The 23,258-nt window shown below is 62.8% G+C and carries 28 protein-coding genes; 15 read left to right on the forward strand and 13 right to left on the reverse strand.

Going from position 1 to position 23,258, the window contains the following annotated elements:
* Positions 1-2 precede the first annotated feature (2 nt).
* The 10 genes from YH64_RS18420 to YH64_RS18465 all read left to right on the forward strand — a co-directional run bounded on the left by YH64_RS18420 (position 3) and on the right by YH64_RS18465 (position 7,628).
* Positions 3-782 (forward strand): C40 family peptidase, encoded by a 780-nt coding sequence (locus YH64_RS18420; RefSeq protein ID WP_046806239.1) that lies wholly within the window; start codon positions 3-5, stop codon positions 780-782.
* Positions 779-1,372 carry a tail assembly protein gene (locus tag YH64_RS18425; RefSeq protein ID WP_046806238.1) on the forward strand — a complete coding sequence of 198 codons (594 nt, stop codon included), beginning with the start codon at positions 779-781 and terminating at the stop codon, positions 1,370-1,372. The genes YH64_RS18420 and YH64_RS18425 overlap by 4 nt, the downstream gene beginning before the upstream one ends.
* Positions 1,369-4,755 carry a host specificity protein J gene (locus YH64_RS18430; RefSeq protein ID WP_082134567.1) on the forward strand — a complete coding sequence of 1,129 codons (3,387 nt, stop codon included), beginning with the start codon at positions 1,369-1,371 and terminating at the stop codon, positions 4,753-4,755. Before YH64_RS18425 ends, YH64_RS18430 begins: the two co-directional genes overlap by 4 nt.
* Positions 4,752-5,048, forward strand: a complete 297-nt coding sequence (locus YH64_RS18435) for a hypothetical protein (RefSeq protein WP_046806236.1) — start codon at positions 4,752-4,754, stop codon at positions 5,046-5,048. Before YH64_RS18430 ends, YH64_RS18435 begins: the two co-directional genes overlap by 4 nt.
* On the forward strand, positions 5,045-5,755 hold the full coding sequence (locus YH64_RS18440; protein WP_052946073.1) for a hypothetical protein: 711 nt from the start codon (positions 5,045-5,047) through the stop codon (positions 5,753-5,755). The genes YH64_RS18435 and YH64_RS18440 overlap by 4 nt, the downstream gene beginning before the upstream one ends.
* An 85-nt stretch (positions 5,756-5,840) precedes the next feature.
* Positions 5,841-6,149 carry a hypothetical protein gene (locus YH64_RS18445; protein WP_046806235.1) on the forward strand — a complete coding sequence of 103 codons (309 nt, stop codon included), beginning with the start codon at positions 5,841-5,843 and terminating at the stop codon, positions 6,147-6,149.
* A gap of 1 nt (position 6,150) precedes the next feature.
* On the forward strand, positions 6,151-6,432 hold the full coding sequence (locus tag YH64_RS18450; RefSeq protein WP_046806234.1) for a hypothetical protein: 282 nt from the start codon (positions 6,151-6,153) through the stop codon (positions 6,430-6,432).
* Positions 6,429-6,923, forward strand: coding sequence for a hypothetical protein (locus YH64_RS18455; RefSeq protein WP_046806233.1), 495 nt, complete (start codon positions 6,429-6,431; stop codon positions 6,921-6,923). The genes YH64_RS18450 and YH64_RS18455 overlap by 4 nt, the downstream gene beginning before the upstream one ends.
* Positions 6,907-7,173, forward strand: a complete 267-nt coding sequence (locus tag YH64_RS18460; RefSeq protein WP_046806232.1) for a hypothetical protein — start codon at positions 6,907-6,909, stop codon at positions 7,171-7,173. Before YH64_RS18455 ends, YH64_RS18460 begins: the two co-directional genes overlap by 17 nt.
* A 200-nt stretch (positions 7,174-7,373) precedes the next feature.
* Entirely contained in the window at positions 7,374-7,628 is a 255-nt protein-coding gene (locus YH64_RS18465) for a hypothetical protein (protein WP_046806231.1), read from the forward strand.
* Between the two features lie 290 nt (positions 7,629-7,918).
* Here the strand turns inward: YH64_RS18465 and YH64_RS30715 are convergent, their stop codons facing one another.
* From YH64_RS30715 to YH64_RS18510, 8 genes are all read right to left on the reverse strand, one after another.
* Positions 7,919-8,176: a CrpP-related protein gene (locus YH64_RS30715; protein ID WP_082134566.1), complete on the reverse strand. Its 258-nt coding sequence runs from the start codon at positions 8,174-8,176 to the stop codon at positions 7,919-7,921.
* Between the two features lie 107 nt (positions 8,177-8,283).
* Entirely contained in the window at positions 8,284-8,769 is a 486-nt protein-coding gene (locus YH64_RS30825; protein ID WP_082134565.1) for a winged helix-turn-helix domain-containing protein, read from the reverse strand.
* Positions 8,696-9,103 (reverse strand): hypothetical protein, encoded by a 408-nt coding sequence (locus YH64_RS18485; RefSeq protein ID WP_143215436.1) that lies wholly within the window; start codon positions 9,101-9,103, stop codon positions 8,696-8,698. The genes YH64_RS30825 and YH64_RS18485 overlap by 74 nt, the downstream gene beginning before the upstream one ends.
* A gap of 115 nt (positions 9,104-9,218) precedes the next feature.
* Positions 9,219-9,959: a hypothetical protein gene (locus tag YH64_RS18490; protein WP_143215437.1), complete on the reverse strand. Its 741-nt coding sequence runs from the start codon at positions 9,957-9,959 to the stop codon at positions 9,219-9,221.
* Positions 9,960-10,019: 60 nt separating this feature from the next.
* Positions 10,020-11,363: a site-specific integrase gene (locus YH64_RS18495; RefSeq protein WP_046806227.1), complete on the reverse strand. Its 1,344-nt coding sequence runs from the start codon at positions 11,361-11,363 to the stop codon at positions 10,020-10,022.
* A 276-nt stretch (positions 11,364-11,639) separates the two neighbouring features.
* The gene (locus YH64_RS18500) at positions 11,640-11,861 is read right to left on the reverse strand and encodes a hypothetical protein (RefSeq protein WP_046806226.1); all 222 of its coding nucleotides are present in this window, start codon (positions 11,859-11,861) and stop codon (positions 11,640-11,642) included.
* Between the two features lie 184 nt (positions 11,862-12,045).
* Positions 12,046-12,510 (reverse strand): DUF2269 domain-containing protein, encoded by a 465-nt coding sequence (locus YH64_RS18505; RefSeq protein WP_046806225.1) that lies wholly within the window; start codon positions 12,508-12,510, stop codon positions 12,046-12,048.
* A complete protein-coding gene (locus YH64_RS18510) occupies positions 12,510-13,808 on the reverse strand; it encodes an SDR family oxidoreductase (RefSeq protein ID WP_046806224.1) in 1,299 nt (432 codons plus the stop codon). The genes YH64_RS18505 and YH64_RS18510 overlap by 1 nt, the downstream gene beginning before the upstream one ends.
* A 114-nt stretch (positions 13,809-13,922) precedes the next feature.
* Between YH64_RS18510 and YH64_RS18515 the strand changes: the two genes are divergently transcribed.
* Positions 13,923-14,450, forward strand: a complete 528-nt coding sequence (locus YH64_RS18515; RefSeq protein WP_046806223.1) for a hypothetical protein — start codon at positions 13,923-13,925, stop codon at positions 14,448-14,450.
* 133 nt (positions 14,451-14,583) lie between these two features.
* Here YH64_RS18515 and YH64_RS18520 read toward each other — a convergent pair whose 3' ends face one another.
* Together YH64_RS18520 and YH64_RS18525 are read right to left on the reverse strand one after the other, a co-directional pair.
* Complete coding sequence (locus YH64_RS18520; protein WP_046806222.1) at positions 14,584-15,090, reverse strand: ferritin-like domain-containing protein; 507 nt, start codon at positions 15,088-15,090, stop codon at positions 14,584-14,586.
* Positions 15,091-15,184: 94 nt separating this feature from the next.
* Positions 15,185-15,769, reverse strand: coding sequence for a DUF4142 domain-containing protein (locus YH64_RS18525; RefSeq protein ID WP_046806259.1), 585 nt, complete (start codon positions 15,767-15,769; stop codon positions 15,185-15,187).
* Positions 15,770-15,949: 180 nt separating this feature from the next.
* Here YH64_RS18525 and YH64_RS18530 point away from each other — a divergent pair, with 180 nt between their 5' ends.
* Positions 15,950-17,119 carry a zinc-dependent alcohol dehydrogenase gene (locus tag YH64_RS18530; RefSeq protein WP_046806221.1) on the forward strand — a complete coding sequence of 390 codons (1,170 nt, stop codon included), beginning with the start codon at positions 15,950-15,952 and terminating at the stop codon, positions 17,117-17,119.
* A 31-nt stretch (positions 17,120-17,150) separates the two neighbouring features.
* On the opposite strand, the gene YH64_RS18535 is transcribed toward YH64_RS18530, so the two are convergent.
* From YH64_RS18535 to YH64_RS18545, 3 genes are all read right to left on the reverse strand, one after another.
* Entirely contained in the window at positions 17,151-18,059 is a 909-nt protein-coding gene (locus YH64_RS18535) for a DNA/RNA non-specific endonuclease (protein WP_082134572.1), read from the reverse strand.
* Positions 18,060-18,144: 85 nt separating this feature from the next.
* Complete coding sequence (locus YH64_RS18540; protein ID WP_046806220.1) at positions 18,145-18,747, reverse strand: LysE/ArgO family amino acid transporter; 603 nt, start codon at positions 18,745-18,747, stop codon at positions 18,145-18,147.
* 171 nt (positions 18,748-18,918) lie between these two features.
* A complete protein-coding gene (locus YH64_RS18545) occupies positions 18,919-19,827 on the reverse strand; it encodes a LysR family transcriptional regulator (RefSeq protein WP_046806219.1) in 909 nt (302 codons plus the stop codon).
* Positions 19,828-19,983: 156 nt separating this feature from the next.
* Here YH64_RS18545 and YH64_RS18550 point away from each other — a divergent pair, with 156 nt between their 5' ends.
* Genes YH64_RS18550 through YH64_RS18560 form a run of 3 tightly spaced genes read left to right on the forward strand, consistent with a single transcriptional unit; the run spans position 19,984 to position 23,252 of the window.
* Positions 19,984-20,976, forward strand: coding sequence for a hydroxymethylglutaryl-CoA lyase (locus YH64_RS18550; RefSeq protein ID WP_046806218.1), 993 nt, complete (start codon positions 19,984-19,986; stop codon positions 20,974-20,976).
* Positions 20,977-21,005: 29 nt separating this feature from the next.
* Complete coding sequence (locus YH64_RS18555) at positions 21,006-22,232, forward strand: CaiB/BaiF CoA-transferase family protein (RefSeq protein WP_046806217.1); 1,227 nt, start codon at positions 21,006-21,008, stop codon at positions 22,230-22,232.
* A gap of 33 nt (positions 22,233-22,265) precedes the next feature.
* The gene (locus YH64_RS18560) at positions 22,266-23,252 is read left to right on the forward strand and encodes a tripartite tricarboxylate transporter substrate binding protein (RefSeq protein ID WP_046806216.1); all 987 of its coding nucleotides are present in this window, start codon (positions 22,266-22,268) and stop codon (positions 23,250-23,252) included.
* The last annotated feature ends 6 nt before the right edge of the window (positions 23,253-23,258 follow it).

Raw genomic sequence — 23,258 nt, forward strand, 5'->3', positions numbered from 1 at the left:
ACATGCGTAAGAAAACTATGGCCGCCATCCGGGCGCACGCGGTGGCGGCGTACCCGCGCGAGTGCTGCGGGCTGGTGGTGCTGCGGGACCGCCGCGAAAGCTACCGGCCGTGCCGCAATATGGCGGAAGGCACGGACCATTTCATCCTTCACCCGGAAGACTACGCGGCGGCCGAAGAGGCGGGGCGGATCACTGCCGTAATCCACTCTCATCCAGACGCGCCGGCCGCGCCCAGCGAAGCGGATCGCGTTGCCTGCGAGGCATCCGGCCTGCCCTGGTTCATCGTCGCCGTGTCGAAGGATGACACCGGCGCGGTGTTGGCCGGCGAGCTGGTCAGCTTTGCGCCCGAGGGTTACGCCGCGCCGTTGCTGGGCCGCCCGTTCGCGCACGGCGTTCTGGACTGCTACAGCCTGGTGCGCGACTGGTACGCGCGGGAACGTGGGATCGTCCTTCCCGATTTCGCGCGCGAGGATGGTTGGTGGGACGCCGGCAAAAGCGCGGATCTTTACATGGACCACTACGCCGAGGCGGGATTCAGGCCGTTGACCATCAGCGAGCAGCTGGCTCCCGGCGACGTGGTGCTGATGCAGATCCGATCCGACCGGGCCAATCACGCCGGCGTGTTTATCGGCACGCAGCCGTTGATGGAGGTGCCCGATCTGTTCCCTGTGCCGGACGCAATGCTGCATCACCTGTATGGGCGGGATTCGGAACGTGTGGTGTACGGCGGTTACTGGCGCGAGGCCACGCGGCTAATGCTGCGATACAAGGGGGTTACGTGAGCGAAAAGTTGCGAGAGGTGCGGCTATATGGGCGCCTGGGCGCGCAATTCGGGCGCATCCATATGCTGGCAGTCAGCAGCGCGGCAGAGGCGATACGCGCCCTTTGCGTGCTGGTGCCGGGCTTTGAGCGGGCGCTTGCGGATAGCGACGCCCACGGCGTGCGGTATGCCTGCTTTTTGGGGAAGCGCAATATTGGCGAAGACGACTTGCATAAACTGGTTGGGGGCGACGCAATTCGGATTGCCCCCGTGATAGCCGGCGCAAAGCGTGCAGGTCTATTTCAAACGATTCTCGGCGCCGCCATTCTGGTGGTGTCCGCGCTGACTTATAACGCTTATGGCGCGACGGCCGGCTGGGCAATGATGACCGGCATGGGGGTGTCGATGGCCCTTGGCGGCGTTACGCAGTTGCTGTCACCGCAACAGCGCGGATTGAGTGCGCAGGACAGCCCCGAGAACGGTGCGTCTTACAACTTCAACGGTGCCGTAAACACCAGCGCACAGGGCAACCCGGTGCCGGTGCTGTACGGCCGAATGATTTGCGGAAGCTCGGTGATATCGGCGGGCATCTTCGCAGAGGACCAGGTATGACAGGTCAACATTATCGAGCCAACAGGGCGCCTTCGGGCGCCCTTGTTGTTTCTGGCGCGGGACGCGGGCGGGGCCTTCCGGTGGTTGGCTTCGGGGGCGGCAAAGGCGGGGGCGGCGGTCGCAGCCCGAAAGAATCGCCCGATAGCCTGCACAGCACCGCATTCGCGCGGATTATCGACCTAGTTTCAGAAGGCGAGGTGTACGGACCGACGCATGGCCTTAGCGGTGCGCTGCGCGACGTCTATCTGGATGGAACGCCCATCGCGAACGAAGACGGAACGCTTAACTTTCAAAACGTCGCAATCGACTTTCGGACAGGCACGCAAACGCAAGACCCGCTACCGGGCATTCCGGCATCTGAAACCACGACCGGCGCCAACGTTGAACTGACGGCCACCACACCATGGGTGCGCTCCTTCACCGACACCCAACTTTCCGCAGTGCGGATAACGCTCGCGGTGAATGGGCTTTCACAAGCGAACACGAGCAACGGCGACATTTCCGGATACCGGGTGGAGTATCGAATTGAGGTAAGCACCGATGGAGGCGCTTATCAGCTTGCACTGGCCAGCGCCTTCGACGGCAAGACCACGCAACGATACGCCCGCTCGCACCGTATCGAATTGCCCGCTGCGCGCTCCGGTTGGTCAGTTCGTGTTGTGCGCGTCACCGCAAACGCGGCGAGCAGCACGATCGTGGACCGCACGTTTGTCGATGCGTTTACGGAGGTGATAGACGCGAAGTTGCGATATCCGATGTCTGCGGTTGTGGGCATCAAGGTTGATGCTTCGCAGTTCCAGAACATCCCAACGCGCTCATACGATTGGAAGGGCCGGATCATTCGCGTACCGTCGAATTATGACGCCGACAGCCGGGCCTACACCGGTACGTGGGATGGCACCTTCAAGCTGTCCTGGACCGACAACCCGGCGTGGATTTTCTTTGACCTCGTAAGTAATGACCGCTACGGGCTCGGCGAGCGTATTCCGGCCGGCTGGCTGGACAAGTGGGGGCTGTACCAGATCGCCCGGTATTGCGATGAGCTGGTGCCGGATGGATTCGGCAGCCAAGAGCCGCGTTTCACCTGCAACGCCTATTTGCAGACGGCGGCCGACGCCTTTCGGGTATTGCAGGATCTGGCATCAACGTTTCGCGGAATGGCGTATTGGGCCAGCGGGTCAGTCTTCGCGGTGGCCGATATGCCCGGCGATCCTGTGTACACCTTCACTTCCGCCAACGTCATTGACGGGCGGTTCAACTATGTCGGGTCGGCACTCAATACCCGCTATACGGTGGCGCTGGTTTCGTGGAACGACTTGTCCGACATGGGCCGGCAGAAGGTCGAGTACGTGGAGGACCGGCAAGCGCTGGCTCGCTATGGGCTTAAGCAGGTCGAAGTGAGTGCGTTCGGGTGCACGTCTCGCGGGCAGGCTAATCGAGTTGGAAAGTGGCTTTTGCTGACCTCGCGGATGGAAACGCGCTCGGTGTCGTTCGCAGTAGGCCTGGACGCTTGCCGGGTACGGCCTGGCAGCATCATCCGCGTGGCTGATCAGCACCTAGCCGGCCGGCGTATCGGCGGGCGGATCCGTGAAGCGACCGCAACGGTTGTCACGGTAGATGCCGAACTGGGTGTGAGGCCCGGGGATCGTCTGACCGTGAATCTGCCCAGCGGCGTGTCGGAGACGCGGATTATCAGCACTGCGGTGGGACAGGGCCTGACGGCCGACATGACGACGTTCACCGTCGATTCCACGGAACTGACTGCGGACATGGTGGGCTTGCCCGGTACGGTGCTGATTCTGACTGTGACCGCGCCGTTTACCGAGGTGCCCGAGGCCGAGTGTGTGTGGACGCTGGAATCGGAAACGCTTTCTGCACAGCGCTTCCGCGTCCTCGGCGTGAAGCGCAAAGACGGACTGATTGCGGAAATCTCGGCCATACAGCACGAACCGGGCAAATTTGATAATGTGGATTTCGGGACGCGTCTAGACCCGGCGCCCATCACCGTTATCCCGCCTGGTGTCCAGCCGCCTCCGTCGGACGTGCAAATCACGTCGTATTCGGTGATCGACCAGGGGTACGCGAGCCACACCGCCGTGTTTTCTTGGAAGGCGGCGGCAAGTGCCGTTGCGTACGAAGTGCAGTGGCGCCGGGACAACTCGGAATGGGTCAACCTGCCGCGTACGGGATCGACCAGCATTGAGGTGCCCAACATATACGCCGGGGCGTTCTTGTGCCGCGTGCGGGCGCTGAACGCGCTGGATATCGCGTCCATCTGGGCATCGTCCACGCAGACGCAACTTGACGGGATTTTGGCCCCGCCGCCGATGGTCACAAGCTTGACGGCCACGGCTCTGGTGTTCGCCATCCGCTTGAAGTGGGGCCTGCCCACATCTCCGTCGATCATCGAGCGGACGGAGATCTGGTACAGCGAAGCGCCGGCGTTTTCCTCGGCGCAGAAGCTGGGCGATTTCGCATTCCCGCAGGACACCACCACCCTGATGGGGCTGTCCGCTGGTGCGCGGCTGTATTTTTGGGCCATCCTTCGCGACCGCAACGGGGTGGCGGGGGAACGCTACCCAGCGGGTAGCGGCGTGCTGGGGCAATCCAGTTCGGACGCTACAGAGATTCTGGAGTATCTGACCGGGAAGATTACGCAGACACAGCTGGCCCAGGACATTCTTGCGCCAATTGAAAAGATCCCGGTGCTGGAAACTCGCATTTCGCAGGAATCGACAATTCGGCAGGAGCAAAACGACGCGATGGCGCAGACCATCAGCGCCGTCAGCGCGAAGGCCGATGAAACTGCGGGCCTTGTGCAAGAAGAGTCCACGGCGCGCGCTGACGCTGACGGGGCGCTGGGAGAGCGCATCACCGCAGTTCAGGCTACGGCAAACGAGGCGTTCGCGGCGGTGGAGGAAACCAGCCAGGCCATCGCCAAGACGAACGGCGATATTTCGGCCATGTGGAACGTCCGTACGCAGATCTCTGTGGGCGGCAAGAACTATGTGGCAGGTATAGGCCTCGGCGTCGCAAGTTCGGGCGGGGTGACAGAATCGCAATTCCTGGTCGCGGCCGACCGGTTTGCGGTGATCCATCCAAATGGTGCGCAGCTTACGGCGCCGTTCGTGATCCAGGGCAGTCAGGTTTTCATGAACCAGGCTCTTATCGGCACTGGCTGGATCACCAACGCGATGATCGGCAACTTCATCCAGTCCGATAACTATGTCGCGGGCGTGCAGGGGTGGCGCCTGGACAAGTCGGGGACCTTTGAAATTAACGGACCGGTCGCCGGTCAAGGGCGTTTGCGCTTGACCAACCAGTTGCTGCAAGTCTTTTACGCGAATGGGGTGGAGGCGATCCGTTTGGGAGTGTGGGCATGACGGCAGGTTTGATGATGTGGAACAGCGACGGCACGTTGCTGTTTGGGCCTAATACCGTTATTGGCCGCACGCTTGGAGTGTTAACCACGACGACTTCACCGGGTTCGCTTTACGTGCCTGAATTCGCCTTGGGCGAGCCATTCTTCATGAGCAACGCGCCTCTTTCGGGCAGTGGCAGCAATTCGGCGGTGGCGCCGAGGGTGTATATCTCTGGGATGTACGTTATGTGGGATTTCTGGACCGACGTGTATCCGCACAAGGCAGCGCGTGTGACCTACGGGATTCGACTATGACGGCGGGATTCAGGTATACCAAGCCCGGCGGGGCGACGGCGCAAATCGACAACGAATATTCCAATTTGGTGTTGCGCGAAAAGAGGACCTTTGTCGTGCCTTTAGGGGCGGAGTGGTACATCGGAACCACTACCATTTCGGGTTCGCCGGATTCAGTGATCGCTTTTTCTGCGGACCAGTTTTGTGGGCTGCTCGGGTCCAGTCAGAGCGGGCAAACCTGGACGCTGGTTTTCGCTGCCCGCGCGAATGCGCCTGCACCCACCGTCACGATCTATTCCTTCGATCAAGCCGGGTACGGTCAGCAGTACGAATTCGCTAACGCTGCGCTTGAAATATGGAAACCAGATGGAACCAGGGCCTTCAGTTCGCGGCTCAAATACCTGCGCCCCATAGACACGCTATCCGAGGTCGTGCCGCCGACGCAGCCCATGACGCCGGCGACCCGCATTTACGGTGGTGGCGTGTTGCCCGCAGTGGTCGTCGGCAACCTTTTCTACTCCAACTTTTACCAGCTAACCAGTCCCGGACCGCAGCCGGATTTCATGTGGATTCAAATCTGGAGTTCGGTGCGGATGGGGGCGGGGGGCAGACTTGATGTGGACCAGTCAGCGCGCATCACCGGGCCGTATCGATCCGGTACGGCGTTGACGCCGGAGCCCGATCAGCCGGCCTGGACATACACCGTTTTGGACGTCAGCGGCCTGTAAAGCCGAGGCCCCGCGCATAGTGTTAATTCGAAGTTCACACCCGGCCCGCTAGTGCGGGCCTTTTTTTCGTCTCAAGGGGACGCGATTGAACATCCAAGATTTCGACGCCCTCGCGGCAAAGCTGGCCGGCGTTATCGGCGCGATGGTGTCCATGCGGTTCCTGCAAGGATCCCGGACGGCGAAGGCCAGCATGGCGGCGACCGGGGCCGCGTTGGCTTACTACGGGTCGCCGTGGCTGGCGCAGTTCCTCGGGATTCCCGAGGGCCTGTCGGGCTTCCTCTGCGGTTTCCTGGGCATGGCGATCATGTCGCGTATGTGGCAGGCCGTGCAGGAAGCGCCCATCGGTGCCCTGTGGCAAGCAGTACTTGACCGCGTTCGCGGCAAAGGAGCCTGACATGGATACCAAGATCTATATCACTTTGTGGGCTGTGCTGGCATTCGTCTGCTGGCTTGTAGTAGCGGGCGGTGCTGCGCTCGCAGTCTTTGCGAAGTCGATCAACGACACGACGCTGGAGCGCATCGGCCTGGCCGCAGTCTGCCTTACCGCGACGGGCGCAGCGTGCCGGGTCTTCGTGGCGGGCTGGGCCAGCGCGGGCGATGCCGCCCTCGCCGCGTCCGCCGCCTTCTACGTGGCCGCAGTGACGGCCAAGCACATCAGGACACCGAAGCAGCAATGAACCTTTCCGAAATCACCAAGACGGGTATCAACCCGGCCCTGGCGTTGCTACCAGCCAAGATGGACACGCCGGGCGCGCGCGTCATGCTGCTGGCCATCGGCCTTCAGGAAAGCCGCTTTGTGCATCGCCGGCAGATCAAGGGGCCTGCCGTGGGCTTCTGGCAATTCGAGCGCGGGGGCGGCGTCCGTGGCGTGCTTACGCATCCCTCCAGCTGGCCGGATGCTCGTGCGATCTGCACCGCTCGCGATGTCGAACCGACCGCGACGGACGTGTACAACTCCCTGGCTCATGACGACATTTTGGCGGCAGGCTTCGCGCGATTGCTGCTGTGGACGGATCCGGCGAGGCTTCCGGCTATCGGCGACAGTGACGCCGCGTGGCAGCTGTATTTGCGCACCTGGCGGCCCGGCAAGCCGCACCCGGGCACATGGGACGCACTGTACTCGCAGGCAGTGGCGGCAGTGGGGGGCGGCTATGACGGTATGGATTGAGCGATTCAAAGGGGCCTTGCTGCTGATCGGCTTGGCAGTCGCGGCGCTGGTCAGTGTGTTTTATCGGGGGCGCGCGACGGGGCGGCAGACAGAACGCCAAGAACGGGCGAATCAGATCAACGAACAGGGCGCGAAGGCCCGCAACGAGGTGCGCGATGTGCAACAGGAAACGGCCAGTATGGGCGACGACGATATTGCTGATGAGCTTAAGCGTAACTGGGTGCGCGGCTCCGGCGACCGTAGGCGTTGAGTACTGCGAGCACGCACGACCCGTCTATTTTGATACCGGGGAGGAAGTTGACGCGACGCCGCCGTCCGTGCGCCGGCAAATCTTGGAGGGCAACAATATGTGGTCGAGGCTATGTCGGCGGTAGCTGAAGCTCACCCTTTAGTTTTGACCATATAGCCCGTCCCGTGTAATTCTTAGTGCGCTGGATAAGGAGAACGTGCATGGACAGCGACGAACTACTGGCGCTTATGATTTCGGCGTCTGCACCGACACCAAACCTGAATTCGTGGGACAGCGTGCTGGTTATCTACTCTGGCCATTTGGCAAAACTGGCCGCGAAGCTCGACGAAAGAGAGCTGGGGCATCTGGTAGCGTGCGGCGCAATGTTTTACAGAACGCTGCGTCAGGCTGATGCTGCTCGCCTTCAGGCCCTGGAGAGGCGGGATAAGGCGGGGGATGCCGACAGCAGGCCGTAGCGAGTGGTGCCAATAGAATGGCGCCCGGGACAGGGCGCCATCATCTCGGAGCGTCGCCTACGGGCATGTGAATTGCTGCAACGCAATCGGCTCGCAAAAGGAAGGTGCCCTCCATGCTCCGTGATGAACTACTTGCAAAAATGATCGCTCAACCTGCGCCCAGTCGTAATTTTGACGACTGGGCGGAGGTCTTGACTGAGTATGCCAACTGTCTGGAGCGGATCAGCCCTCGATTGAGTCTCAATGAGTGCGCCGAGCTGGTGCACGTGGGCGCAAAGTTTTACCGTACCTTAGCCCGGGCCGAGGACTACCGTAGGACTTCTCTCCGGGACGGCTAGGCAGCGAGCGCGGCTACGGACGGAGGACGGCCGGCTTCGCACCTGTTTGCGCCAGCCGGTCTCCCATGCACGAATCTTCTCGCGCCATTCTGCAATTGGTCCCCCGGTGTGGCCGGGCATTTCCTCTGCGCGCAGATAAGGACAATCCCACAGGCTAAAACCCTCGCGAGCAGCTTGGGCGCCGAGCTTCTGGATGTCATCGCGATGCATTGCTGTACCCTCCAAAAGTATGGTGAACGGGACGTCAGTATGGCGCGGTTCGGCAGCTGCTTGCAATAGTGTTGCGGCACTAAGGGGAAAGGTACGGCGGTGTGGCGCTAGTGAGCGGTTGAACTCTTCAATTGATACCCTTTGCCTCGCACGGAGCGGATAGGGAACGGAACGCGCGCACGCGCGAATTTGGCCCTCATGCGCGAAACATACAGCGCCAAGCGGGTCGCCACGTTTTCTGTTGCCCCAGAGTTCCAAAGGCGAAGCAGATCGGCTTCTAGAACGTCTCTGCTCACAGCGGAGCCGGCGGCCGCAAGCAGGCGGCCGAAGACGATAAGTTCGGCCGCATTTAGACGGACGGAGCCGGACGGGCTGAGAACTTGTTGCCGCCAAAAGTCAACCTTCCAAGGACCAGCCTCCCACGCGAGGGTGCCAGGTGTTGCACGGTCTGTTCCGGAGATTTCGTCAAGAAGGTTTGATAGCGAACAGGACAGGGCGGGCGGTGCGCCCAGCACTTCGTCAGTTGACTTGGAGGTCATAGACGTTGCCCCCATCGTCAAGACAGGCGCCCGAGCCGTTTTGCGTTCGGGCATTCATGGCGAACACGCAACGCAGACCGCTGTTATCCGCCGACTTTGCAAACACGCTTCCGTTGCCTCCGACAAACCCCAGCTTTGCCTTCTTCGCCTCCAACGGAGGGGGAAGATTGTCGGATTGGGAAATCGACGGGACCGAGTAAGTGCTGTCCGAGCGGTAGCTAAATTTCCCCGCGTAGGTTTTGCCGCCCAATTCAATGAGGGCAATAGAGTCGTTCGCCGTGGCGCGCCCATGGCCCGTAGTGCCGCTCTTTTGGTCCATTAACGCCAGGTCGTAGGTCGAACAGCCGGAAACAGTCAGCACAGTAACGAGCAACGCTGCTTTTTTCATTTTGTTTCTCTCTTGTAATGCTATCGGAGCGTCAGACCTTCCGATTATTACATTATTTACTCATTGAAATGTACAGCGGCACAGTCGGGCAGTGGCGGAAATGTTGCCCTTCTGCCTAGGCCGGACACTTTGACATATCACGAGCAAAAAAATAGGCCCTAGACTGCTCCATGCTTCTGCGGTTCATTTTTCTGAGGGTGTCATGATCAATGCGGCAGTCGCGCTGGCCCTCAATTAAGGCGATGCTCGGCGTAACAGGGAAGAAAAAGCGTGGCCTTGCGTAGCCATCGGCGACGACGAACTCTCCGGATTCGGACTTTGCGACCCCCCATCTGAGAGCCGGGTACTGATGCATCCGTTCATCCACGCCGCGAAGGATTTGAATCGTGGTCGCGTGCTGTCCCCCCATCTTTGCGTCGTGATCGATGGTGATGACATGCTTTGCTTCTGCAAGCTGCCGCTGCAATGGCATTAGCGAGGTTCCCGTAATGCCGTTTAGCTTCATGTCAGGGATAGGCTGCTCCCGGGCGATCCGGCGCATTTGCCAAAGAAAGAAATACTCCGACACCGCCTCGTGGTCTTGCACCGAATAGCCATGCACGGCGCGCCCAAGCTGGCTGAAGAATCGGCGTTCGATGTTATCCCGCATCAGCGCACGTTCGCCCTGTAGCGACCACGCCCGATCTGCGCAGAACAAGGGGTCACTCGGCGGCAATCGCGTTTTTGCGACGCCCAACAAGACCACATCGACTTTCCCATCGGCGCCCACGAAATGCTTAATGCACTTGGCTGCATGCACATGCTGATGCCGGGTGAGCTGCGCCGGGTTTCCCCGGTCTATCTGACGTCCATTCACGGGATACCTTCGGTTGTTGTAATTTTGGCCAGCGACTTTAGAGGATGCGAACCACAGCTTTCATCCAACAGCAGATGTTCTCTCGTGGTCCTCTACGCTTATCGACGGTAGCCATGTGGCGGGATCGCCGAGCAGCTTTGTTAAATGTGCGCCCAACACATCGAATGCCTCCTTTCGCTGGGGGAGCATTGTTTGTCGCTGATAGGTGCGGGTGGTTTTTTTGGCTTTCTTGTGGTTTAGGCACAGGTCGATTACATCTGACGAGATGTCCAGCTCGCCCATGATCGTGGCACCGGTGCGCCGTAGGTCGTGCTGTGTCCAATGTCCGCCGGGCAGATCGAGGATAGTGCTGTTCTTTCGTCCTTTGATCGGCTTGGCCCGCGTCTGCCGGTCGGACAGTCGCCGGGTCACTTCCGTTTCCGACACGTGCCCACCGTCGCGTCCTTCAAACACATACTCCCCGTCACCTGGGATTTCGCACATGCGATCCCACACGGCCAACGCGAAGGGGCTCAGGTGAACCAGATGAGGCTTCTTGTTCTTGGAAACTTCGGCGGGTATCGTCCACGTGGCAGCTTTGCGGTTTACGACGCCTTTGCGTTTGATGGTTGCCACCTCCACGGCGCGCGCCAACGTTGCCAGAGTCCACCAAACCGCCAGCTCCGTATGGAGGGGCAGCACGCGCCGCCTAGCGACGTAATAACGAGATTTCGATTCCGGTGGCGTTGCGAGAATATCCCGCAGCATCACGATTTCTGAATCATCAAGAACGCGATCGCTTTCCTTGTCCTGCCCTCCGGCGTCTTTCCGAGTAATCGCGGCGGTCGGATCGCCCTGCATCCACTCCCGCGCCGCCGCGTAGCGGAACATTTGTCCAAGTTCCCCAAGAAGCAGATTGGCGGTGCGCATCTTGTTCGCTTCTCGGGCGGCATCGATGACGACCATCAGCTGACCCCGGCGGATCTTGCTCAATGGAATGTCGCCCACCCTGGGCCGGACGTAGTTCTCGAACCGGCTCTTTATGGAATCCTTGTCGCTCTTGCTGGATCGATTACGCTCGACGTGTTTGGCATACCACGTGTCGTACAGGTCACCGACGGTGGTCGGCGTTTCCCCGTCCTCCGCGAGCAGCACTGTCGCCGCGTCAGGACTCACGCCTTGCGCCACGAGGGTCTTTCGTTGGGAAGCCTTCTCGCGCGCGTCGGCGAGGCGCAACGCCGGATAAGCGCCGATATACTCTCGCACACGCTTTCCAGTGGTCGGACTGGTGTAACGCACCGCCCACATTTTTGTTCCATTGGTCTTGATGCGAAGAGCGAGGCCGCCGCCATCGGTGATCTCGTATTCTCGGTCCTTCGGCTTGGCCGCCAGGATTGCACGGTCGGTTAATAAATTCGTTGCCATTGCCAGATCGTCAGAGCGCGTGGATAGGTGGACCGAAAGTGGACCATTGAAACGGCGCTTCAGTCAAACGATTACAAACCGGCACAAACTCGGGTGTTGGCTAATTCATTGATTGTTATAGAAAAAGGCGCCTAACACAAACGGCTTCAAACTCTCAAAAACGCGACTGAAAACGATTTGGGAGCAGAGGGTCGTGAGTTCGAATCCCACCGCCCCGACCAAAAAAATCAAGGGCTTACGCTTTTATGGCGTAAGCCCTTGTGCTTTTGTAGCGGGCTATTCGCTGATGTGGTTGAACTGCACCGATTCCGGGGCAATGCCGCCTTGTTTCAGGCGGCTGTCCACCTGTTGTTCTTCGGTGCTGGCGCTGCTGCCTTCAGGCAGTTCCAGCCAGTTCGCCAATTCACGCTTGGCTTGCAGTGTCTCTGAGATACCGCCGTTGACCAGGGCGACGCCGTGGTCGCCGTCGAGTTTGCGATAGCTGATCTGCGTTTTCATTGTTTTCTCCTGACGTGAAGCATCCAAGAACCGCCCGTGCTTGTCGGGCGGTACGAGTGGCGCTCAGCAAGTCCCGTTCCAAGCTGGCCCCTTACCCGAACCAGGCGGCAGCAAGCGGCACCAGACGGCACCAGGCCGCGCCACGGGGACGGATGCAAGGCGCGGATCCGTCCACGGCCCACCCCTACGCCGGCTTGAACACCATCAGCCAGAAAATCCCCAGGAACGCGCCCAGCGCCGGAAAGCCCAGCACGAACCATGCGCGAAAGTAGCGCATGAACCGGGGCGATAGCGGTTCGCCGGCGGCGGCCGAGGCCGTCGCGCTGTCGCGCATCAGCATTTGCAGCCTCACGACCGGCAACCAGCAAGCGATCGCCACCGCATACAGCATCAACGAGGCGGACAGCCACGGCGTGTTCAAGGGCAACTGCATCAGGTGGGCCAGATACCAGCCGGTCAGCGGTTGGATGACGGCGGTGGTGGCGGTGAACAGCCAGTCGGCCACGACAACCACGCGCGCCACCGAGGCCACCACCTTGACGTCGCGGCGCAGCACCACGCACAGCAGGTAGAACGCCGACCCGATGCCCGTGCCGAACAGCAGCGTGGAAGACAGAATGTGCAGCAGCTTGAACCAAAGATATTCCATCACGGCCTCCGCGCGCGGCTATCGCATAGATACAGCAGCGCCAGCACCGCCAGCATCGGCACATTTTTCGAAATGGGGCCGAAGGGGTGCAGCCATTGCTCGGGCAATTGCACGGTGATGATGGCGGTGTAGCCCAGTATCAAGGCCATCTGCGCCAGCCACACCCAGCGCTTGCGCCCCCCCAGGTTCATCAACGTCAACACGCCCAGCACCAGGTCCAGGCCGGCCGCGCCCGCCAGCATGATCGGGGCCAGGGCGTCGGGCACGCCGGCGTCGGCAAGCAGCGCCAGGCTGTCCTGGATGGGGTACAAGCCCATGGATACCGCGGCCGTCCATAGCCAGACGGCGGCGATGCACAGCCGCATCACGGGCAGCATCGTGCGCAGGATGCTGTCGGCGCGCAGCGGTGCCTGTTCATGCGGCGCTATGAACGAAGGGGGGGCGACGGGGCTGCGGCCCAGCAGCGCGGCGAAGGCGATCGGGTTGCCGGTATTACCGCGGTTCAACATGGCCAGGCTGTCCGCGTCGACCAAGGAGCCTGGCATCCAGCTGCCGGCCCTGGCCGCGGCGCTCGCCATACGCGACGGCACCGGAATGATCCACTGCCTTCCCGCCATGCCCAGCCCGCCGCGCAGCATCGACAGGTAGGTCCTCACCGTGATGGGTTCGGGGCCGCAGAACGCCACGGTGACCGCACCGGGCGCCGGCTGCGCCAGCATCGCGCGCACGCCCGCAACCACGTCATTGATGTGCACGGGCTGAACGCGCTGCCAGCCGCCCGCAGGCAAAGCGACGACAGGCATGACGGCAAGCTGGTTGAACAGCGCGGCGCTGGTGCCGCCCACGCCATAGACCAGCGACGGCTGCACGATGTAAGCCGGTGCGCCGGCCGCGCGCAACGCGTCGTCCGCGGCGCGCTTGCTGATATGAAAGCCCGATGCGGCCTCGGCATCCGCCCCCAGCGCCGAAAACTGGATGACCGGCGCGCCGTATTGCCGGGCCGCCGCGAACAGCGCCTTGGCCGCCTTGTCGTGCACGTTGGCAAAGCTGGCCGAACCCGACTCCCGAAAAATTCCGACGGTATTGATAACGGCATCCACGCCCGACAACAGCGGCGCCCAGTCTTCCACCCGCGTCAGCCGAGAAAAGTCCGCGGGCACGTATCTTGCTCGCGGCACGTTCAAGTCGCGGGGGCGTGGCGTGCGCACCAGGCATACCAGCTGATGGTCGTCTTCGCGCAGGGCGTCGACCAGCCGGCTGCCGATAAATCCATGCGCACCGGTCAGCAGAATTTTCATGCCTGTTCCTTTTTTGTCGCGGCGCCAGATCGGTTCACGGGTTCAGCAAACTGCATACCTGGCGGCGCCGGGGCAAGAGCCCCGGGCTGCCACCACATCAACCAGGGGATCACCATGCATGAATGGCGGCAAGCTTTTGTAGAAGGCGTACGCAGCGGTAGCGCGGCTAGCGCGTTGTCCACGTTGGCATTGATTGCGTTGGCTAAGCACCAGACCGGGCACGCCGCCGCCGCGACCAATGCGACCAGCCAGTGGCTGTGGGGCGAGCGCGCGCTGCACCAGGATGACCCCAGCTGGAAGCACACGGCGACCGGCCTGCTGATCCACCATGCGGCGTCTATCTTCTGGGCCACGCTGCACGCCCGGGCCAGCGCACGCGCACAGCAGACGCGCTGGGGCAAGCGGCCGTGGATGGAAGGGGCGCTGGTGGCCGCCACATCGTGTTTTGCCGATTACCAATTAACGCCCAAGCGCTTGCAACCCGGCTTTGAGCAGCGACTGACGCGCGGCGCCTTGCTGTTGGTGTATATCGCTTTCGGCGTCGGCATTGCGTTGGCAACGGGCGGGGCATCGCCAGGCAGGCGGAACGATGCAAGCGGCAGCGGCCGTCGTGCCCGGCGGCCTTCACGCATACGTGATTGATGCGGGTTCGATTCGGGATTGACCCGGCTGCGGCACCGTTCGGACTCGCGCATCAAGAAAACACCCCGAGATCCGAAGACGCCCCCACGCGTCGGACCTCGGGGTGTGGGCGGCTCAGGCCGCTTGCCTGGCCTTACTTGGCTTTACCGGCCTGCGCGGCTTCCGCGTTGGTCTGCTGTAGCGCCAGCATGCTGAGCTTTTCGTCGGTGGCCTTTTCCTCGGCCAACGTTTCCTTCAACAGCGTCAACGCCTCGGTCAGGCCCAACTGCTTGGCGAAGGTGCACAACGTGCCGTAGCCGGCAATTTCGTAGTGCTCGACCTTCTGCGCGGCGGCAATCAACGCAGCATCGCGCACCGGCCCTTTTTCAACGTCTTCAATCACGTCGCGGCCTTCCTCCACCAAGCCTTCCATCGCTGCGCACTTGATGCGCTTGAGGCGGAAGTCGGCGGATTCGATGATCTTGTCGATGCGTTCCACCTGGCCGCGCGTTTCTTCCAGATGCTGCGTGAACGCTTCGGCAAGCGCTGGGTCTGAAGCGGCGCGGGCCATCTTCGGCAACGCCCGCGTCAGTTGCTTCTCGGCGCTGTAGATGTCCGACAGTTCATGCACGAATAGATCCTGCAAAGTCTTCTGGGTCATTGTCTGCTCCCGTGTGTTGATGGGTGTGATGGGTGTGAAGGTGGCCATGATTGGCGCAGCGCCATTCAGCAAACACCATGCCTGGCGCGCCGTGCTATTTCGCCTGGCCCTGGCCCTTAATGGCCTTTTGCAGTGCGCGCGCTTCTTGCAGATGGCGCTTCAGCGCGGGTAGCGTGTCGGCGGCAAAGCGCTTCAGGTCGGGATCGTTGGACTCTTTGGTGGCCTTGTCGAAGAGTTCGACGGCGTCTTCGTGCGCGGCCACCCCGATCTCGTCGCTGTACGCCTCATCAAAGCCGTCGCTGCGCAGGTCCAGCGCCTTGAGCTTGGCGCTTTGCACCAGCGAGGGCTCCTTCGGCGTCTCGAAGCCTTTCTGTTTTGCCAGCGCTTGCAATTGCTGCCCCACGCGGGTGTGGTCGTCGACCATCTTTTGCGCGAACTGTTTGACCTTTGCGTTCTGCGATTTCTTCAACGCCAGTTTGCTGCCGTCCACTTCCAGATAACCCGATTCCGCCGCCCGGGTCAGGAAGCCGCGGTCTTCGCTATTGAGCTTGGTGATCGACGCGGCGGAGTCGGCGGGGTCCGGCTTGGGCGCGGATTGCGCGGATTGCGCGGCGGCCACGCCATGTGCGCCCAACATGATGGCGCCGCAAAGCGCTGCGACATAGACGTGCTTGGTCATGCGTGTCTCCTGGATGAGGCCCGCCAGCGCGATGCCGCCCGGCGGGGCCATGCAACCTAGCAATCCGCATGCCCACGCACGCACGCGGTAGCGCCCGGAAAACCCGCTGCGAAGGCACGATAGTTGCTGCCCCCACCGCGCGATTCGCAACGCTGCGGTTGCATGTCTAAGGGGACACACATGAAAGCACTTTGCTGGCACGGAAAGCACGACATCCGGTACGACACGGTTCCGGATCCGATTCTGGAACATCCCGGCGACGCCATCATCAAGGTCAGCGCCTGCGCCATCTGCGGGTCGGACCTGCACTTGTTCGACGGCTTCATGCCGGAAATGAAATCGGGCGATGTGATGGGGCACGAATTCATGGGCGAGGTCGTCGAAGTGGGTAGCGAGACCAAGCGCCTGAAAGTAGGGGACCGCGTGGTGATTCCATTCACCATCACCTGCGGTCAGTGCGACCAATGCCGACGGGGCAATTTTTCGGTCTGCGAACGCACCAACCGCAATGCCGACGATGCGGCCAAGATGTTCGGTCACACCACGGCCGGGCTGTTCGGCTACACGCACCTGACGGGCGGCTACGCGGGCGGACAAGCGGAGTTCGTCCGCGTGCCGTGGGCCGACACCACGCATATTCCCGTACCGCCCGAACTCACCGACGACCAGGTCCTGTTCCTGGGCGACATCCTGCCCACGGGATGGCAGGCCGCGATGCAATGCGAGATCGAGCCCACCGATACCGTTGCGGTGTGGGGCGCGGGGCCGGTGGGCCAGATGGCGGTGCGCAGCGCCGTGCTGCTCAACGCCCGTCAGGTGATCTGCATCGACGATGTGCCCGAGCGGTTGCAGATGGCCAGGGACGGCGGCGCCATTACGATCAACTTCGAGGAAGAAAGCGTGGTGGAACGGCTGAACGCGCTGACGCAGGGCAAGGGGCCGGACAAGTGCATCGACGCGGTGGGCATGGAGTCGCATTCAGCCAGCGCCATGGGCGGCATGTACGACCGCGTGAAGCAGGCGGTGGGCGCCGAGACCGACCGGCCGCACGTGCTGCGTGAAATGATCTACGTATGCCGGCCGGGGGGCGTGTTGTCCGTGCCTGGCGTATACGGCGGCATGATCGACAAGATTCCGTTTGGCGCGTCGATGAACAAGGGGCTGACCTGGCGCATGGGCCAGACGCACGTGCAACGCTGGACGGATGAGTTGCTGGACATGATCGTCAAAGGCCGCATCGATCCGTCATTCGTCATCACGCACCACGAACATCTGCAAGCCGGCCCGGACATGTACAAGACCTTCCGCGACAAGCAGGACGGCTGCATCAAGGTGGTGTTGAAGCCGTAATCGTTGCGACCCCGCGCACGGCTGCCGTCGGCTAGCCGCCCGACGGCAGCAGCTGCATGCCGGTGCGGCGCACGAATTCGTCGTAGCTGATGGGCGCGCCTTCCCTGGCGCTGGCGGCGTTGGCCTGCCAGTGCACCCACGAGCGGCCCGTCGTGGCGTCGTACACGACTTTATAGACGTGGCTGGGCACGGCGACGCCGGCGCCGATCGTCGCCGGTTTGCCGCTGTAGTAGGGGCCGGTATAGACGTACACGTCGCCCGCCGCGCGCATGACGTATTTGCGCGTGTCCTGCTCGATGCGGCTCCACGAGCCCGCGTTCTGTGTCTGATCTTGGGGCACCATGTTCGCCAGCGAGAAGCTTTGCGCCATGGTTTCCTTGGAATACATGTCGCCGGCCGGCGCCATGTGACCGCGCGAATAGCCCGACCCCTTGTAGTCATCCAGCGCGGCGCGTTCGGCGCCGGGCAGCCGCGCTTCCGCGTAGAACTTGTCAGTGCGCTGCATGCCCTGCGCCTGCGCGAGCAGCTTGCGGTTCAGGCGTTCAACAACGAAAACGGGGGTTTTGGTTTGACCGTTATGCAAGACGGCAAAGCCGGTAAAGCACAGTTCGCGCAGCGCCGCGCCGGACGGCACGACAGGCATCTGGCCTTTCGGAAAGAACTGCGGACAGTCGGCAAACCGCGTGTGGGTCAGCGCGCCTGATGGAATCACGGCCGGGGCAATTTTTTCCTGCGCGGGCCAACCCAGGCGCGCCAGAATGGCGTCGGGCGTCAGTTGCGCGGGCCATTGCGGTTTCAGCACATAGGTGGCGGCGCCGAAGCTGGCCAACGACGACACCAGCAGCGCCCTGATGAACCGGTAGGCTCGGCCGGCGGATTTTGTATTGCCCCGGGCGGTGGGGCGTTTCTTTCTTGCTGCTGGTTTCTTCGCGCGCGTCATGCTACCTGTGTGTTGCGGGCCGGCCCTTGATGCGGCCGGCGTCAACGGATTGTAGATGACTGCGGCCAGCCGCAAGCCGGCGCGTTTACAGCACCAATTTCAAGCCGATGGCCAGCATGGCCACGCCCACGCAGGCATCGAGCACGCGCCAGGCGCGCGGGTTGGCGAACAGCGGTCGAAGCAGGCGGGCGCCGTAACCCAGCGTGAAGAAAAACGCGAACGAAGCCGACATGGCGCCCAGCGCGAAGGCGACTTTCCGCCCTTCGTATTGGCTGGATATGGACCCCAGCAGCACCACGGTGTCCAGGTAGACATGCGGGTTCAGCCAGGTGAATGCCAGGCAGGTGGCCAGCGTGGCGCCCAGCCCGGCCGTCTGCGTGGCCGACGGCGCCAGGCTGTCGTGCTGCGTGCGCCACGCCGACCGCAGGCTGCGCAGCGCGTACACAAACAGGAACAGCGCGCCGCCATAGCGCATGGCCGGCTCCAGCCAGGGCAGCGTGTCCACCGCCAGCCCGAAGCCGGCCACGCCCGTCGCAATCAGGATGGCGTCGGACACGGCGCAGGCCAGGCACACGGCAAACACATATTCCTGGCGCAGGCCCTGTCGCAGGACGAAAGCGTTTTGCGCCCCGATGGCAACGATCAGGCCCAGGCTGAGCAAAAATCCAGGAACGAACGCGGTCGTCATTGCAACCCCCATGAAAAGGGCGACAGACTAGCTGCTGGGGCCAGATTAGAAAAACTAATTAATCTAAACCGAGTTCAGGGCGGCTTAAGACGATGTCCGGGGGCGCGCCATATGCGAACTTGGGTACATGCCCGGCCCGGCACGCCGTGCCTTGCCGCGCCGTGGTGGCGTTCACGCAGAGGCATGTCCGGCCGCCACCAGGTGGTCCAGCAACAGGCTGGCCGCCGCCGATAGCGCTTGCGCGTCGCGCATGCAGATGGCAAAGCGGCGATGGCTCCAGGGATCCAGCAGTGGCAGCACGCGCAGCCCATGGGCCAGCGCATAGGGCGTGGCGACCTCGATGGGCGCGACGCTGATGGCCAAGCCGGCCAACACCACACGAAACGCCGAATCGAAATTGCTGACGGTGACGCGGTGGCGCAGGGTCTTGCCGCTATGGCTTGCCGCCGTCTGCAACATGCGCAAGACCGCGCCGGCGGCGGGCATGTTGACGTGTTCGAAGTCCAGCGCGTCGTCAAACCATACCGCCTCGCGCTGCGCCAGTGGATGGCCGGGCGCGGTCACGACAGCCAGGCGGTCGCCCCGGTAGGGCCGGGTTTGCAGGCCGTGGAAGTCGGCCGCGTCCCAGCAGATGCCCAGGCTGGCAATGCCGCCCTTGACCTCGCGCACGACCTCCTGGCTGACGCGTTCTTCCATGTCGACCCGGATGTTGCGATGGGGCGCCATTTGCAGAAACGCCGCGATGTCGTCGGCCAGGGATTCCGCCAGCACGGACGCCGTTGCCAGGATGCGGACCTGGCCCTTGACGCCGCTGGCATAGGCCGACATGTCGCGTTCGATGCGGTCCGAGCTGGCCAATATGGCGCGCGCGTGTTCCAGCAGGGTCTCGCCAGCCTGGGTGGGTTCGACGCCCCGGCGTTTGCGGGTCAGCAGCTTGGCGCCCACCGTGTCTTCCAGTTGCGCCAGTCGCTTGCTGATGGCCGATCCCACGATGCTGGCGCGTTCGCCGGCGCGCGCAATATTGCCGGTTTCGCATACCGAGATGAACAGGCGCAGGGTGGTGATGTCCAGATCGCGCATGGCGGGCTGCCTTGATATGAAATTCCGATTGGGAATATTAAACGTTCCAAAATACCGCTGGTGCGCGAATAGAGAATATCTAAACTGGCTTCATCTTCATCTTCATCTTCATCTTCATCTTCATCGGTCTTCCCACCCCTTGCCGAATCCGCCGCCATGCCGACTGCCCCATCTTTTGTGATTCCCCCCACCGCCGTCGTGCGCGAAGTGGGGCTGCGCGATGGGCTGCAAAGCCTGCCCGTGGTGCTGCCAACCCACACCAAATGCGAATGGATCGACGCCGCCTACGCCGCCGGTCAACGCGAGATCGAGGTCGGCTCTTTTGTGCCCGCCCGTCTGCTGCCGCAGTTGGCGGACACGGACGCGCTGGTGGCTCACGCGAAAAAACTGCCCGGTCTGTCGGTGTCGGTCCTGGTGCCCAACGTAAAGGGCGCCGAACGCGCGCTGGATAGCGGCGCCGACCTGATGCTGGTGCCCTTGTCGGCCAGCCATGCACACAGCGTGGCAAACCTGCGCAAAACGCCCGACGAGGTCGTCGCGATGGTGGGCCAGATACGCGCGGCGCGCGACGCGGCGGGCTCGTCGATGTTGATCGAAGGCGGCGTCGGCACGGCCTTTGGCTGCACCTTGCAGGGGCAGGTACCGCCGCACGACGTGTTGCGCTTGATGCAGGCGCTGCTGGACGCCGGCGCGGACCGCGTCAGCCTGGCCGATACGGTGGGCTATGCGGACCCCGCGGCGGTGCAGCGGCTGTTTACCGACGCGCGCCGCATTGCCGGCGAGCGCCTGTGCTGTGCGCACTTTCACGACACGCGAGGGCTCGGCCTGGCCAATGTGCTGGCCGCGTTGCAGACCGGCGTGTCGCGCTTTGACGCCTGCCTGGGCGGCATCGGCGGGTGCCCACATGCGCCCGGCGCCAGCGGCAACGTCAGTACGGAAGACCTGGTGTTCATGCTGGAAAGCATGGGCATCGCCACCGGCGTGGACATCGATCCCCTGCTGGCGCTGCGCGCTGCCGTGGATGGATGGCTGCCCGGGCAGCCGTTGCATGGGGCGTTGTGGCGCGCCGGCGTGCCCAAGACGTTCCGCGCTGCATCGCATTCGCTTGCGCAGCCCCACACCCAGGGTCCCCGCGGCGCGCGCCTTTAAGCGCCCGCGCACTTCACACGAGCTTTGTCATGTCACAACCACATCAAGAACCGACTCTGCCGCAGACTTCGCGCGCGTTGCCGCTTGCCGGCCTGCGCGTGGTCGAATTCACGCACATGGTGATGGGCCCGACCTGCGGCATGGTGCTGGCCGACCTGGGGGCGGAAGTCATCAAGGTCGAGCCCGTACAGGGTGACCGCACGCGGCATCTGCTGGGCGTGGGCGCGGGGTTTTTTCCCATGTTCAACCGCAACAAGAAGAGCATTGCGCTGGACATCCAAAGCGCCGCCGGCGCCGAGGCCGCGCGCAAGCTGGCCGCCGGCGCCGACGTGGTTGCCGAGAATTTCCGGCCGGGCACCATGGCCAAGTACGGGCTGGATTACGCGTCGCTGGCACGTGACAACCCCCGGCTGATCTACGTCAGCCACAAGGGTTTCCTGCCCGGGCCCTACGCCATGCGCACCGCGTTGGATGAAGTTGTGCAGATGATGGGCGGCCTGGCCTATATGACCGGGCGGCCCGGCGACCCGGTGCGCGCCGGCACCAGCGTGAACGACATCATGGGCGGCATGTTCGGCGCCATCGGCGCGATGGCCGCGCTGATCCAGCGCGGCATCACCGGACGCGGCCAGGAAGTGCAATCGGCGCTGTTCGAGAACAATGTCTTCCTGGTGGGGCAGCACATGCTGCAATACGCGATCACCGGCCAGCCGTCCGCACCGATGCCCGAACGTGTATCCGCCTGGGCGCTGTACGACGTTTTCACCGTGAAGGATGGCGAGCAGATTTTCCTGGCGGCCGTCAGCGATGCGCAGTGGATTACGTTCTGCGACGCTTTCGGCTTTGATGATTTGAAGCGCGACCCCGCCATGGCGACCAACAACGACCGTGTGCGCTTGCGCCCCACCTTGCTGGCGGACCTGCGCGCGCGTCTGGCGGGGTACAGCGCGGCGGAACTGGCGGCGGTGTTCGAACGCATCGGCCTACCGTTCGCGCCCATCGTCAAACCCGAAGCGCTTTACGACGACCCTCATTTGCGCGCGACGGGCGGGCTGGCCGACATCCGGCTGCCCGACGGCGAACGCGCCGGCCAGATGGCGGGCGCGGCGCTATTCCCATTGATGATGGACGGCCATCGGCTTGGGGTTCGACAGCATCCCCCTACCTTGGGCGCGGATACCGACGCACTGCTAGCAGACCTGGGGTATGACGCGACGCAGATCGCGGCGCTTCGGGAGCAGGGCGCGGTGGCCTGATGAACGGCAATAAAAAACAACCAGGAGACAGACATGAACGATCAACGCGCGGGTTGGAGCCGCCGACAACTATTGGGGGCGCTGGGCGCCGCGATGCTGGCCGTGCCGGGCCTGGGGCGCGCGCAATCGGACCGGCCCGTGAAGTTCATCCTGCCGGTAGGCGTGGGCTCTGGCGTCGACACGATCACGCGCTCGGCCGGCCCGGCTTTGTCGTCGGCGCTGGGCCACACGGTGGTGGTGGAAAACCAGCCGGGCGCGGGCGGCATCGTCGGTACGTCGGCGTTGGTGCGGTCGGCGCCCGACGGCTACACGCTGAGCATGGTGTCGAACAACCATGTGATTTTTCCCAGCGTCTATAAGTCCTTGCCGTTCGATCCGCTGGCGGACATCACCCCGATCAGCATGGTGGGCATGACGCCGTTCCTGTTGGTGGCCAACCCGAAGAACATCACGGCCAACAACCTGAAGGATCTGACGGCATTGTTGTCGCGGGAACCCGGCCGCTACAACTACGCGTCGTCGGGCAATGGCACGATCCTGCATCTGGCGGCGGAAATGTACGTGCAGCAGGCGGGCGTCAGGGCGCGCCATATTCCGTACAAGGGCGTGGGGCCCATGATGGCGGACCTGATCGGCGGGCAGGTGGATTTCGGGGTGTTGTCGCTGCCGTCGGTCCTGCCGCAGATCAAAAGCGGGGCGCTCAAGGCGCTGGCTGCCTGTGGGGGCGAACGGATGGAGGCATTGCCGGATCTTGCCACCGCGCGCGAGCAGGGCCTGGTTGACTACGAGATAGGCGGCTGGTTCGCGGCAGCGGGGCCGGCAAAGCTGCCGGCGGCCGATGTGCGGCGCGTCTACGACGCATTGGGGCGGGCGTTCAACGCGCCCGAGGTCAAACAGGCCATGGCCACCCAGAACAACAAGATCTTGCTGATGCCCCCCGAGCAGACGGCGGCGTACTTCCGTTCTGAAATGGCCAAGTACGCGGTCATCGTGCGGGGGGCGGGGCTTGAGCTGATGTAGCGCCCA

It is taken from the genome of Achromobacter sp. LC458 (assembly GCF_001005835.2).
In the GTDB taxonomy this organism is placed as follows: domain Bacteria; phylum Pseudomonadota; class Gammaproteobacteria; order Burkholderiales; family Burkholderiaceae_B; genus Achromobacter; species Achromobacter spanius_B.

Excerpts from the sequence above, each read along its gene's own strand:
- YH64_RS18420 (WP_046806239.1), top strand. The coding sequence starts at position 3 with ATGCGTAAGAAAACTATGGCCGCCATCCGGGCGCACGCGGTGGCGGCG.
- YH64_RS18430 (WP_082134567.1), top strand. The coding sequence starts at position 1,369 with ATGACAGGTCAACATTATCGAGCCAACAGGGCGCCTTCGGGCGCCCTT.
- YH64_RS18435 (WP_046806236.1), top strand. The coding sequence starts at position 4,752 with ATGACGGCAGGTTTGATGATGTGGAACAGCGACGGCACGTTGCTGTTT.
- YH64_RS18440 (WP_052946073.1), top strand. The coding sequence starts at position 5,045 with ATGACGGCGGGATTCAGGTATACCAAGCCCGGCGGGGCGACGGCGCAA.
- YH64_RS18450 (WP_046806234.1), top strand. The coding sequence starts at position 6,151 with ATGGATACCAAGATCTATATCACTTTGTGGGCTGTGCTGGCATTCGTC.
- YH64_RS18455 (WP_046806233.1), top strand. The coding sequence starts at position 6,429 with ATGAACCTTTCCGAAATCACCAAGACGGGTATCAACCCGGCCCTGGCG.
- YH64_RS18460 (WP_046806232.1), top strand. The coding sequence starts at position 6,907 with ATGACGGTATGGATTGAGCGATTCAAAGGGGCCTTGCTGCTGATCGGC.
- YH64_RS18465 (WP_046806231.1), top strand. The coding sequence starts at position 7,374 with ATGGACAGCGACGAACTACTGGCGCTTATGATTTCGGCGTCTGCACCG.
- YH64_RS30715 (WP_082134566.1), bottom strand. The coding sequence starts at position 8,176 with ATGCATCGCGATGACATCCAGAAGCTCGGCGCCCAAGCTGCTCGCGAG.
- YH64_RS30825 (WP_082134565.1), bottom strand. The coding sequence starts at position 8,769 with ATGCCCGAACGCAAAACGGCTCGGGCGCCTGTCTTGACGATGGGGGCA.
- YH64_RS18485 (WP_143215436.1), bottom strand. The coding sequence starts at position 9,103 with ATGAAAAAAGCAGCGTTGCTCGTTACTGTGCTGACTGTTTCCGGCTGT.
- YH64_RS18495 (WP_046806227.1), bottom strand. The coding sequence starts at position 11,363 with ATGGCAACGAATTTATTAACCGACCGTGCAATCCTGGCGGCCAAGCCG.
- YH64_RS18500 (WP_046806226.1), bottom strand. The coding sequence starts at position 11,861 with ATGAAAACGCAGATCAGCTATCGCAAACTCGACGGCGACCACGGCGTC.
- YH64_RS18505 (WP_046806225.1), bottom strand. The coding sequence starts at position 12,510 with ATGGAATATCTTTGGTTCAAGCTGCTGCACATTCTGTCTTCCACGCTG.
- YH64_RS18510 (WP_046806224.1), bottom strand. The coding sequence starts at position 13,808 with ATGAAAATTCTGCTGACCGGTGCGCATGGATTTATCGGCAGCCGGCTG.
- YH64_RS18515 (WP_046806223.1), top strand. The coding sequence starts at position 13,923 with ATGCATGAATGGCGGCAAGCTTTTGTAGAAGGCGTACGCAGCGGTAGC.
- YH64_RS18520 (WP_046806222.1), bottom strand. The coding sequence starts at position 15,090 with ATGACCCAGAAGACTTTGCAGGATCTATTCGTGCATGAACTGTCGGAC.
- YH64_RS18525 (WP_046806259.1), bottom strand. The coding sequence starts at position 15,769 with ATGACCAAGCACGTCTATGTCGCAGCGCTTTGCGGCGCCATCATGTTG.
- YH64_RS18530 (WP_046806221.1), top strand. The coding sequence starts at position 15,950 with ATGAAAGCACTTTGCTGGCACGGAAAGCACGACATCCGGTACGACACG.
- YH64_RS18535 (WP_082134572.1), bottom strand. The coding sequence starts at position 18,059 with ATGACGCGCGCGAAGAAACCAGCAGCAAGAAAGAAACGCCCCACCGCC.
- YH64_RS18540 (WP_046806220.1), bottom strand. The coding sequence starts at position 18,747 with ATGACGACCGCGTTCGTTCCTGGATTTTTGCTCAGCCTGGGCCTGATC.
- YH64_RS18545 (WP_046806219.1), bottom strand. The coding sequence starts at position 19,827 with ATGCGCGATCTGGACATCACCACCCTGCGCCTGTTCATCTCGGTATGC.
- YH64_RS18550 (WP_046806218.1), top strand. The coding sequence starts at position 19,984 with ATGCCGACTGCCCCATCTTTTGTGATTCCCCCCACCGCCGTCGTGCGC.
- YH64_RS18555 (WP_046806217.1), top strand. The coding sequence starts at position 21,006 with ATGTCACAACCACATCAAGAACCGACTCTGCCGCAGACTTCGCGCGCG.
- YH64_RS18560 (WP_046806216.1), top strand. The coding sequence starts at position 22,266 with ATGAACGATCAACGCGCGGGTTGGAGCCGCCGACAACTATTGGGGGCG.